Origin of the sequence: Sphingomonas sp. IC081, assembly GCF_006874585.1 — a bacterium.
Classification (GTDB): domain Bacteria; phylum Pseudomonadota; class Alphaproteobacteria; order Sphingomonadales; family Sphingomonadaceae; genus Novosphingobium.
Genome location: NZ_CP029761.1, coordinates 2,824,687 through 2,835,761, shown reverse-complemented (window position 1 = coordinate 2,835,761; position 11,075 = coordinate 2,824,687). Strand labels below are relative to the sequence as shown.

Annotated in this window: 10 protein-coding genes and 1 tRNA gene; 6 read left to right on the top strand and 5 right to left on the bottom strand. The window is 65.5% G+C overall.

Translation table 11 applies throughout. The features are described from left to right. Positions 1 to 193: 193 nt before the first annotated feature. On the top strand, positions 194 to 1,180 hold the full coding sequence (locus DM450_RS13465) for a sterol desaturase family protein (RefSeq protein WP_142635596.1): 987 nt from the start codon (positions 194 to 196) through the stop codon (positions 1,178 to 1,180). 120 nt (positions 1,181 to 1,300) lie between these two features. After that, positions 1,301 to 1,927 carry a hypothetical protein gene (locus DM450_RS13460; RefSeq protein WP_142635594.1) on the top strand — a complete coding sequence of 209 codons (627 nt, stop codon included), beginning with the start codon at positions 1,301 to 1,303 and terminating at the stop codon, positions 1,925 to 1,927. 264 nt (positions 1,928 to 2,191) lie between these two features. On the opposite strand, the gene DM450_RS13455 is transcribed toward DM450_RS13460, so the two are convergent. Beyond that, entirely contained in the window at positions 2,192 to 2,581 is a 390-nt protein-coding gene (locus tag DM450_RS13455) for a VOC family protein (protein ID WP_260609856.1), read from the bottom strand. Between the two features lie 55 nt (positions 2,582 to 2,636). Then, a complete protein-coding gene (locus tag DM450_RS13450; protein ID WP_142635592.1) occupies positions 2,637 to 3,020 on the bottom strand; it encodes a VOC family protein in 384 nt (127 codons plus the stop codon). A 292-nt stretch (positions 3,021 to 3,312) separates the two neighbouring features. On the opposite strand from DM450_RS13450, the gene DM450_RS13445 reads away from it, so the two are divergent. Together DM450_RS13445 and DM450_RS13440 are read left to right on the top strand one after the other, a co-directional pair. Further along, positions 3,313 to 4,098 carry a ParA family protein gene (locus DM450_RS13445; RefSeq protein WP_142635591.1) on the top strand — a complete coding sequence of 262 codons (786 nt, stop codon included), beginning with the start codon at positions 3,313 to 3,315 and terminating at the stop codon, positions 4,096 to 4,098. Between the two features lie 141 nt (positions 4,099 to 4,239). After that, positions 4,240 to 4,911: a glutathione S-transferase family protein gene (locus tag DM450_RS13440; protein WP_142635589.1), complete on the top strand. Its 672-nt coding sequence runs from the start codon at positions 4,240 to 4,242 to the stop codon at positions 4,909 to 4,911. Between the two features lie 76 nt (positions 4,912 to 4,987). Here the strand turns inward: DM450_RS13440 and DM450_RS13435 are convergent, their stop codons facing one another. Further along, the gene (locus DM450_RS13435) at positions 4,988 to 6,013 is read right to left on the bottom strand and encodes a complex I NDUFA9 subunit family protein (protein ID WP_142635587.1); all 1,026 of its coding nucleotides are present in this window, start codon (positions 6,011 to 6,013) and stop codon (positions 4,988 to 4,990) included. 258 nt (positions 6,014 to 6,271) lie between these two features. Between DM450_RS13435 and DM450_RS13430 the strand changes: the two genes are divergently transcribed. Together DM450_RS13430 and DM450_RS13425 are read left to right on the top strand one after the other, a co-directional pair. Further along, positions 6,272 to 6,358, top strand: a tRNA-Leu gene (locus DM450_RS13430). Positions 6,359 to 6,599: 241 nt separating this feature from the next. After that, complete coding sequence (locus DM450_RS13425; RefSeq protein WP_142635585.1) at positions 6,600 to 6,854, top strand: hypothetical protein; 255 nt, start codon at positions 6,600 to 6,602, stop codon at positions 6,852 to 6,854. A gap of 72 nt (positions 6,855 to 6,926) precedes the next feature. Here the strand turns inward: DM450_RS13425 and ftsH are convergent, their stop codons facing one another. Together ftsH and DM450_RS13415 are read right to left on the bottom strand one after the other, a co-directional pair. Continuing rightward, positions 6,927 to 8,858 carry an ATP-dependent zinc metalloprotease FtsH gene (gene ftsH / locus DM450_RS13420; protein WP_142635583.1) on the bottom strand — a complete coding sequence of 644 codons (1,932 nt, stop codon included), beginning with the start codon at positions 8,856 to 8,858 and terminating at the stop codon, positions 6,927 to 6,929. Positions 8,859 to 8,982: 124 nt separating this feature from the next. Continuing rightward, positions 8,983 to 11,061 carry a hydantoinase/oxoprolinase family protein gene (locus tag DM450_RS13415; RefSeq protein ID WP_142635581.1) on the bottom strand — a complete coding sequence of 693 codons (2,079 nt, stop codon included), beginning with the start codon at positions 11,059 to 11,061 and terminating at the stop codon, positions 8,983 to 8,985. Positions 11,062 to 11,075 lie beyond the last annotated feature (14 nt).

Sequence of the window (11,075 nt, the reverse complement as noted above, 5' to 3'; positions counted from 1 at the left end):
AACTTGCCGAAGGGCGCTCAGAATCTTGCGGAAATCCGCCAGTCCCGAGCGGTGACATGTCGCATCTGGATGTTGCGCGGCAACATCGTCATAATCCTGTAGACCTTGCGGCGAGTCCGTATTACCATACTCTCAATTAGTATTACTGAAGTGGGTAGCCGATTAATACGAAATTGATGCGAAGGGCAGGCGTATGGACGGAGTTCTCGTTGGCAAGAGGCTGATCGGCACGCAATCACCGGTGACGGTGGGATGGGAGAACATCCCGCGCGTCGAAGGCGGGCCCTTCAAGCAGGTGTTTTTCACCTGGTTCCAGCCCACCGTGCTCTTCGGACTGCTTGCCTTCTGGTACTACGCGCCCAATTCCATCGCCAAGGCATCGACCGCGATCGGCATCGGCATCGGCTTCAAGGTGCTGCTGCTGACGATGGAGTACTTCTTTCCCCGCTACGAAAGCTGGCGGCTGACCTGGAAGGAATTCACCACCGACCTGTTCTATGTCGGACTTGGCTATACCGCGCTGCGGCTGGTCGACAACTACATCGGCGACGGCGTGATGATCGAGGCGATCCAGCATGCCTTCAACTGGGAGAAGTTCAGCTGGTTCACCGGCCTGCCGCTGCTGCTCCAGGCGTTCCTGATCGCCTTCATCTTCGATTTCGGCCAGTACTGGATGCACCGGGGCATGCACAACTGGTACCCGCTCTGGCTGACCCATTCGGTGCACCACTACATCACCCAGCTCAACATCAACAAGGGTGCGGTGGGCAACCCCACCGAGCTGTTCCTGATTGGCCTGGGCATCGGCGGCTTCTTCGATTTCCTGCCGCGCGCCGCGATGCTGGCCGGGACCTTCGGCATGGCGATCAGCACCTACCAGCATATCAACGTGCGTTTCAACACGCCGCGCTGGTGGCGCTTCCTGTTCAACACGACCGAGCATCACAGCGTCCACCACTCGCGTGATTACGAGGCGAGCCGCAGCAACTATTCCAATACTTTCGTCTTCATCGACCGCATCTTCGGGACCTGCGTCGATGGTGAGGCCGAGCTGCTCGGCATGGAAGGCGGTCGCCGTATGTCGATCCGCGAGCAGATGACCTACACATTCACGGAAGGCTGGAAGACGCTGAAGGAAAAGTTCCGCCACCAGGAACCAGCCGCCGTTCCTGCCGAATGATCCGCGCGGGCGCGCTCCCGCCGCGCCCGCTTCCCTTTTGTCCATCCCCTGCATCCGCCGGCCCCCACCGGGCCGGCGGACCTCGAACCGGCGCGCCGCAAGGGCGCCAACGGAGATCGCATGCGCGCGCGTTTCATCGACTGGATCTGGCATGTCCGGGGCACTCTTGCCCTTGCCCCGCAGCAATCGGGCGAGGAGGCCTTTGACCGGCTGGAGCCCCTGTTCGGCGAAAGCGGCACCAGCCACCAGCGCAGCGGCGATACCCTGACCTTCAGCAAGAAGGACCAGGCCGCACAGGACAAGATGTCGGTCTTTGACGGCGGCGTGCTCCAGATCGAGCAGGGCGGGACGGGATCGGTACTGCGCTACAATCTCAAGAGCCGGGCGCTGCTGTTCTGCTTCCTCGCCCCGCTGCTGTTCCTCGCCTTCGGGCAGTTGACGGTGGCGCTGGGCAAGCTGGAAAGCCCCGCAGCAGAAGCGGGCAAGGAAGCGGGCGACAAGAAGGACGACAAGAAGGATGACAAGAAGCCGGCAGCGGCGATGAACCCGATCGACAAGTTCCTCGGCGCTCCGGAGCCCGAAAAGCCCGACGCCAAGAAGGACAAGGAAAAGGGCGCCGACAAGAAGCATTCGCCGACCTCGGCCTACGTCTTTGCGGCATTCTTCGCGGCGCTTTACGTCATTGGCCGCATTCTCGAGGACCGGCTGGTCAGGAAGCTGTTCCGCAGGAAGTTGCTGGGGGTTTAGCGCGGGCGGTGCCGCGTCACCAATCTACTCGCGAACAAGACGTTGTAGATACTTGCCTTGCTTGACCGCGGCCATGCAAGCGCGTCGCTCGCCGCAACAACTTCGCCGTTGGATTGCGGTAGCGGGGAACGGCGGCTCCATTCACCCAAGCGTGCCGCTGTCCATGCACTGAATGGGCAGCAGCAGGTGATCCGCCTTGGAGCAGCCCATGTTCGCCTATGAAGAGGGCGGGATCGGCGGCCAAGCGCCTTCCAGCGCCGCTTGTCAGCCGACCTTGAGCCCGCAATAGATTCCCAGCTTGTTGCCGTCGGGATCGCGCATGTAGGCCCCGAAAGCGCCGCGAGCCTGCGGTTTGGCTTCGGGCGCGCCCTCGCAGGTGCCGCCATGGGCAAGGCCCGCCGCATGCCAGGCGCGCACGGTGGCTTCGTCAGGGGCTTCGAACAGCACGGTGCCGCCGTTGGCATGGGTCGCCGGATTGCCGTCGCGGGCCGGGCCGAGCATGAACTTGAGGCCTTCGACATCCCACAGCACGATCGGCCATTCAGGCGTCGACTGGCATGGCCCCACGCCGAGCGCGGCGAACGTCGCGTCGTAGAATTCACGTGCCTTATCAAGGTCATTGGTGCCGAGGCGCAGGCTCTTCAGGATCATCATGTCTCTCCCATGAGGCCCGGCCCGCGTCGTTTGCGCGGGCCGGTGCACAAGGCGGTCAGCCCATGCGGTACATCGCGCAGAGCTTGTTGTTGTCGGGATCGCGCAAGTAGGCGAGGTAGAGCGTGCCGAACGGGAATTCGCGTGGTCCCGGCGCATCCTCGCAGCTCAGTCCGCCCGCCGCGCAGCCCGCAGCGTGCCAGGCGTCAACCGCTTCGGCGCTGTCCATCGAAAAGCCCACGGTGCCGCCATTGGCGAACGTCGCGGCCTTGCCGTCGAGCGGGCTGACGACCATGAAATTGGACCCGTTATGGCCGTAAGCAAGCCGCCCCGCGGCCGGGTCGGTCATCAGCGGCGTCGCGCCCATGGTGGCGAACACGGCGTCGTAGAAGGTCTTGGCGGCGGCGAGGTCGTTGCTGCCGACGCAGATGTGGCTGAACATGTAAGCTTCCCTTGCGGTTGTCCGGTAAACGGGGGGCTGGATTCGCGCGCAGAGATGTCGGCGCGGCGCGCGGCAGGGTCAATCGCGGGCATGACATTCAGCGGTGAATATCGCACCGGTGCTGGGCCTCGGCGCGGGCGCCGGGCAAGAGATTGATCCGGAATGGATTGCACCCCGCCAAGGGCAATTGCATCCCGGCGGGAACGGCGCATGATCCTTTCCCAGTCCATGCGGCGGGCCCGCGTGGATTCCCGGAGGTGTCCCTCACGGCATCGTTACCACGGAGACGCGCATGGCGGTCATTGCGGTCTACAGCATCAAGGGCGGCGTCGGCAAAACCACGCTCGCGGTCGATCTTGCCTGGCGCTTTGCCGTGCATGGCGCGCGAGAGACGCTGCTCTGGGATCTCGACATGCAGGGGGGCGCGGGCTGGGTGCTCGGCCATGAACCGGCCAAGGTTGCGCACCTGCCGGCGGGCGCGGCCGCGGTGTTCCAGCGGGATGGCAAGCCGCAGCACCTTGTGCGCCCCACCCATGTCGACCGCCTCTCGCTGATCTGCGCGGATGACAGCTTGCGCAGCCTGCCGCTGCAACTGGCCCGGCTCGGCCAGCGGCGGCGCCTCGCCGCCATGACCACGCGGCTGCGCTGCGAATACGAACGCATCGTGCTCGATTGCCCCGCCGGCATGAACGAGGTGACCGAACAGGTGATCGCCGCCGCCGATCTTGTCATCGTGCCGCTGCCGCCATCGCCGCTGGCCCGCCGCGCGCTCGACATGGTGCGGCGCGAATTGCTGCGGCACCACACACGCCATGCGCCGATCCTGCCGGTCCTCTCGATGACCGACATGCGCCGCCGCCTGCACCGCGACCTTGCCTGCGGAGAGGCGCTGGGCTGGCCGCAAGTGCCGATGGCGAGCGCGATCGAGCGATGCTCCGTTCACCGCCGCCCGATCGCCGAGTTTGCCGGGGGCACCCCGGCCGATCTTGCCCTGGGGCGGCTCTGGCGCGGGATCGAGGCCAAGCTGGCGGCGATGGCGCCCTTGCTGGGCGGGCAGCCACTGTCGCGCGCGGGATGATCGCGCTGCCGGCCCTCATCCCGCCGCAGCGGCAAGGCGGGCAGTTATCCACGCGATTCCGCGCTCGCAGGCACTCTGCCGAAGGCTTCGTTCGGGCGGCGGGGTGGACGCTGGCGGGCGGGTTTGGCATTCAAAATCGCCATGTGGCACATCTTCCAGTTCCCGCTCTGCCCCTTTAGCCGCAAGGTCCGGCTGCTGATGGCCGAGAAAGGCATCGCCTACGAACTCCAGACCGCGCGTCCGTGGGAGGGTGAGGACAGGCTCTTCGCGATGAACCCGGCGGGCCGCACGCCGGTCGTGCGCGAGGCGGAGCGCAATATCGTCCTGTCGGACAGCCGGGCGATCTGCGAATATTTCGAGGAGACGGTGGACCGGAACCCGCAGATCAGCGGAACCGCCCAGCAGCGCGCGGAAATCCGCCGTCTGGTTGCCATGTTCGACGAGAACTTCTTCAACGACGTCTCGGGCCCGCTGCTGCACGAACGCATGAAGAAGCGGCTGGTCCTGCGCCAGTCGCCCGATGCCAAGATCCTGCGCGAATCCATGAAGCTCGCGCACGATTACCTCGATTACATCGACTATCTGATCGATAATCGCCCCTGGCTGGCGGGGTCGACGATGACCCTGGCGGATCTCACCGCCGCGGCGCAGATTTCCGTGGCGGATTATCTTGGCGGCCTCGACTGGTCGAGCCACGAGCAGGCGCGCGGCTGGTACCTGGTGATGAAGTCGCGCCCCTCGTTCCGTCCGTTGCTCAGCGAACGCATGGAAGTGATCCAGCCGCCGAGCCACTACGCCGAAGTCGACGCCTGAGGGGCTCGCTTCCGGTTCGTGAGAAAAGGGCCGTCCGTTCGGGCGGCCCTTTCTTGTTTGTGACCCGGGGAGGGGATCAGGTGCGGGCGGGCTTGGCCCCGAAACGGCCGTGTTGGCGGAACTGCGTCATCCAGCGATCGAGGAACAGGCCCAGGGGCCGCGCGGCCACGCCCAGTTCGGCAAGTCCCGGCAGCAAGCCGCTAGCGACGCTGCCAGCCTTGAGCAGTTTCAACTGGTCGGTGCTGATCGGCGTGCCGGGCAGGGCGGCGATCAGGCCTGCCAGGGCGTCCGGCATGGGCATCAGCGTGCGTTCGCGGTTCTCGGCCACCATGATTCGCGTGTTGAGATCGAGCATCGAGATCACTTCGGGCCCGGCCAGTTCGAAAGTCTTGCCGCCATGCACCTCGGGAGCGGTCAGGGCGACGGCAATCGCAGCAGCGACATCGTCGACAAATACCGGCTGAAGTTTCGCCTCGGGGGCGAATACCGGCAGCACCCGGGCGCGGGCGATGAGGCTGCCGAACATCATCACGAAATTGTCGTCCGGCCCGAACAGGATCGACGGGCGGATTACCGTGGCGCCGGGAAATTCGGAAAGGACGGCCTGTTCGCCTTCGGCCTTGGTGCGGGCATAGGCCACGTCCGACCCGGCATCGGCGCCAATTGCCGAGACATGCACGAAGGCCTGCGCTCCGGCTGCCTTGGCGGCTGCCGCGATCCGGCCGGCACCGCTGCCCTGGACCGCATCGAGATCGCCCGTGAAGGCACCCACGAGGTTCACGACGGCATCCGACCCGGCCAGCACCCGCGCGAGCGAATCCAGCTTGGTCACGTCCACGCGGGCGAACTGGATCTGGCCGAGGTTGCCGAGCGGCTTGATGGCCCAGGCCTTGTCCGGGTTACGGCTGGCGATGCGGACGCGGGCTTCGCGTTCGAACAGTTCCTGCACCAGATGCCTGCCAAGAAATCCAGTGCCGCCCAGCACGGTGACGACTTTACCGGAAAGGGGTTCTCGGCCGGAAAGGCGTTCTCGGCCGGAAAGGTGTTCTGGGCCGGAAAGGGGTTTTGCGCCGGAAACGGATTCGGGGTTGCCTTGGCTCATGGTCTGAACGGCTCCTTCAGCGAGGCGCATGCGGGGCGAAGAGCGAAAAAATCCGCCTGAGCCGACTATGCGCACGTTGAAAAGGATTGGCACAAGGCAGGGGTGGGGGCAACCGAACGCTCGTCAAGACGCGGAATTCCGGCATTTTTGAAAAGATTTGAAAAAACTTGGTGCTGGGGCGTTGACAGGAATCGGGAAGCCCCTTAGAGGCGCCCTCCTACCCGGCGAGGACGGCAACAACGGCCCCCTCGCTTCCGTGCCCAGATGGCGGAATTGGTAGACGCACCGTCTTCAGGTGGCGGCGCTCGTAAGGGCGTGGAGGTTCGAGTCCTCTTCTGGGCACCATCACTTCTCAAGTGATTGAGAATGTTGGGGGATCATCGCAAGATGGTCCCCCAAACTCGTTCTGCCACGAGAAGTTGCTACGGGAAAATGACCCAGCGTCGCCCGTAATACCCCGGAAAATCACCAATTCTGATGCCCGCGATTGCTACGGGACATTGCTACGAGATTTGCCCAAAGGCGTCCGTCGTCGAGGGCACAATTTCTGCTATCGGCACATGGTTCCGGTCGAGCTCTGCGACTGTTGAACCGGCTCGAAATCCGGCGCTCGTTGCGGACCGACAGTCTCTCGGTGGATGCGGCGCTTCTTTCCGCCGATCGGCGGGCTGTTCTTCGTGGCATTGATGGCGCAGTCGGGCAGCTGAAAGCCCGTTTTGAAAATGCTCATGAGGGGTATTCTCGAGGCGGCGCCGGCCTGTTCCCGCACTATTCGTACTTCCCGAATTTCCGAACGGATTCTGAAAGGCCTGCCGGTGAGCACGCCGGCGTGCGGGCATGAAAAAAGGGCGAGGACTCCGCCGTCCTCGCCCCTTCCTGCATTCTTCCCGCGAGGGGAAGTCCGATGGCCCCGTCAGACGCCCTGCGGCGTCACGTTGCCCGAGAAGCGGCGCCCGGCCTTGGGGATCGACGAGCCGGTGAGCGGGCGGGGCGTACCGGTGCCGCGCGGTTCGCTCGGCCGGTCGATCTTGCCGTCCTTGAGGAGCTGGTTGATCTCGTCGCCAGAGAGCGTCTCGTACTCGAGCAGCGCCTGCGCGAGGGCTTCAAGCTGCTCCGCATTGTCCTTGAGCAGTGTGGTCGCGCGGGCATGGGCGGTGTCGACCAGGCCGCGGATTTCGCTGTCGATCACCTTGTTGGTCTCGTCCGAGGCCATGGTGCGGTGCGAACCGCCCATGCCGAGGTAGCCTTCCTGGCTTTCCTCGTACTGGAGCGGACCAAGCTTGTCCGACATACCCCATTTGGTGACCATGTTGCGGGCCAGGCTGGTGGCGTACTGGATGTCCGACGAGGCGCCCGAGGAAACCTTGTCGTAGCCGAAGATCAGTTCCTCGGCGACGCGGCCACCCATCGCGACCGAGAGGTTCGCGAGCATCTTGTCGCGGTGGTAGGAATAGCTGTCCCGTTCCGGCAGGCGCATCACCATGCCGAGCGCCCGCCCGCGCGGGATGATGGTGGCCTTGTGGATGGGGTCCGATGCGGTTTCGTGCAACGAGACGATGGCATGACCGGCCTCATGATAGGCGGTCATCTTTTTCTCGTCGTCGGTCATGACCATCGAGCGGCGTTCGGCGCCCATCATGACCTTGTCCTTGGCGTCCTCGAACTCCTGCATGGCGACGAGGCGCTTGTTGCGGCGCGCGGCCAGCAGGGCGGCCTCGTTGACGAGGTTGGCAAGATCGGCGCCGGAGAAGCCCGGGGTGCCGCGGGCGATGACGCGCGGGTTCACGTCGGGCGCCAGCGGCACCTTCTTCATGTGCACGCTGAGGATCTTCTCGCGGCCCTCGATGTCCGGCACCGGCACCACGACCTGACGGTCGAAGCGGCCGGGGCGCAGCAGTGCGGGGTCCAGCACGTCGGGGCGGTTGGTCGCCGCGATGATGATGATGCCCTCGTTGGCCTCGAAACCGTCCATCTCGACCAGCAGCTGGTTCAGCGTCTGTTCGCGCTCGTCGTTCGAATTGCCGAGGCCGTGGCCGCGATGGCGGCCGACCGCGTCGATTTCGTCGATGAAGACGATGCAGGGGGCGTTCTTCTTGGCCTGTTCGAACATGTCGCGCACGCGGCTGGCGCCGACGCCGACAAACATCTCGACGAAATCCGAGCCCGAGATCGTGAAGAACGGCACACCCGCCTCACCGGCGATGGCGCGGGCGAGCAGGGTCTTGCCGGTACCCGGCGAGCCGACCAGCAGCGCGCCCTTGGGGATCTGGCCGCCGAGCTTGGAGAAGCGGGTGGGATCACGCAGGAACTCGACGATTTCCTCCAGTTCCTCGCGCGCTTCGTCGATGCCGGCAACGTCGTCGAACGTGACGCGGCCCGCGCGTTCGGTCAGCAGCTTGGCCTTGGACTTGCCGAAGCCCATCGCGCCCGAGCCGCCGCCCTTCTGGACTTGGCGCAGCGCAAAGAAGGCGATGCCGACGATCAGCAGGAATGGCAGGGTCTGGGCGAGGATGTAGACCAGCATCGAGCCTTCTTCGGCGTTCTTGCCGGCGTAGCGCACGTCGTGGTCCTGCAGGAGCTGGGGCAGCGTGGTGTCGTTCGGCACCGGGACGGTGGTGAACGAATCGCCGTTCTTCAGCTTGCCGTCGATGCGCTGCTCGCCGATTTCCACCGAGGCGACGCTGTTTTCGGCCACTTTGGCGCGAAAATCGGAATAGGCGATGCTCGGCCCGCTTTCGGTGCGGGTATTGAACATCTGCACAACCACAAGGAGTGCGAGGAAAATACCGCCCCACACGAGCAGGCTCTTGACCCAGGGATTGCCGCTAGGCTGGTCGTCGTTCATCGTTGGTGAAACCGTCCTTTCGCCCGCCAATGTAGGTGCGGGCGGCTGAATCGCAAGTTAGCAGAGGCATTCACTGTAGTCGCAAAGCGGCCAAGAAGCGACAGCGCATGCGCCGCCGCCCCTTTCAGGCGGATCGAACCAGCTGGTAATCGCCCGCGCTGTCCACTTGCGCGGTCCAGCCGGGGTAGACGACGATCGTGGTGAAGCTCTCCTCGACGATCGCGGGGGAGGGTATTTCCATGCCTGGGGCGAGGTCGGTGCCGCGATAGACCGGCACCGGCGCAAAGCCCTCGCCGAGATTGGCGCGGCGGTGGCGGATGGGCCGGGGAGCCGGGCCGCCGGGCACGAAGGTGCCGCCGGCAGCCGGTGAGGGGGTCTCGACATGGGCGGCGAGGCGCAGGCCCGAGATTTCCGGCACTTCATGCTCGCGGACATGGCCATATTCGGCCATGTGGCGGGCGTTGAACAGTTCGCAGGCGCGCGCCGCAAAGGTCTCGTCGATGAAGCCGAGGTCGCCCAGCGGGGCATCCGCGGCAAAATCGAACGAGAGCGAGAAGTTCTGCCCCGGATAGCGCATGTTGAGCCGGTAATCGGCGCGGATGTCCTCAGCGTGGAAGCGGGCGGCGGTGAAGAAGCGGGCGGCACGATCCGACAGTTCGGTCCACAGCTTGCGGATGCGCGCCAGGTCGAGCGCGGCGGCCGAGGCGATGTAGGAGCGTTCCTCGTCGATGGTCGGGTTCGCCACCAGAGTGCCGAGCGCCGAAAAGGTCGGCGAGGCCTTGGGCACCAGCACGCGGGTGATGCCGAGGTCCTCGGCCTGGATCGCGGCGAAGGCGGGGCCATTGCCGCCATAGGCCAGCATGACGAGGTCCTTGGGGTCGATACCCTTGCCCGCCGTGGTGCGGCGCACGCCCTGGCTCATGTGGGCATTGACCACGCGCCAGCAGTCGAAGGCGGCGCGTTCCGCATCCTCGTGGCCAAGGTCCTGCGCGATCCGGCCGAAGGCTTCCTCCACGCCGTCGCGCGTCAGGCGGAAGCTGCCGCCGGCGAAGCCTTCCTCGGTGGAGAGAATGCCCAGCATGACCAGCGCATCGGTCACCGTGGGCTGGGTGCCGCCGCGTCCGTAGCAGATCGGGCCGGGCTCGGACCCCGCCGAGCGCGGGCCGACTTCCAGCGCGCCCTGGTTGACGTGGCAGATCGAGCCGCCGCCCGCGCCCAGTGTCTCCACTTTCACCATCGGCACGCCGACGAGGTAGCGGTGGTGCATGTTCCAGCCCGCCTCGGCCGGGGCCTCTCCGTTCAGCACCAGCGCCATGTCGTAGCTGGTGCCGCCCATGTCGACGCAGAGCAGGTCCGGGCAGCCCTTGGCGCGGCCCGCATGGGCGGAACCGACGACCCCGCCGGCCGGGCCGGAGGCCAGCACGCGGATCGGGGCGCCTTCGATGTAGTCCCGGGTCATGACGCCGCCGGAGGCCTGCATGACCATGAGCTGGCCCGGATAACCGCCCTCGCCGAGCCGCTGCACCAGCTTTTCGAGGTAGCCGTTGACGCGCGGGGCGACATAGGCGTTGACCACCGTGGTCGAGGTGCGGTCGTACTCCGGCGCGCGGGGCAGGACTTCGTGGCTGGCCGAGACGTGGGCGTTCCGGATTTCCTGCTGGACGATCTCCTTGGCGCGGCGTTCGTGCTCGGGATTGGCGAAGGAGAACAGGAACGAGATCGCCACCGATTCCACGTTCTGCAGCCTGAGCTTGCGGCAGGCCTCGCGCAGCGCCGCCTCGTCGAGCGGCTTGTGGACCGCGCCGTCGTGGAGCACCCGTTCGGGCACGGTCAGGCGGCGGCGGCGCGGGGTGATCTGCTGCGGCGCTTCCAGGCGGACGTCCCAGATGTCCTCCTTGTAGCCGCGGCGGTATTCGATCTCGTCGCGGAACCCCTCGGTGGTGATGAGGCCGGTGAGGGCGCCGTTCATCTCGATCAGGGTGTTGTCGGCAACGGTGGTGCCGTGGACGATCGCCTCGCAGCGGCCGAGGAACTCACCGAGCGGCAGGCCCTCCTTCGCGGCCAGCAGGCCAAGGCCCTCCATCACCCCCAGCGAGCGGTCCTGCGGGGTGGAGAGGTTCTTGTGGAGCACCACTTGCGTGCCCTTGAGGAGCGCGAAGTCGGTGAAAGTGCCGCCGATGTCGATGCCGACCCTGTATTGCATGAAACGTCCTCTCC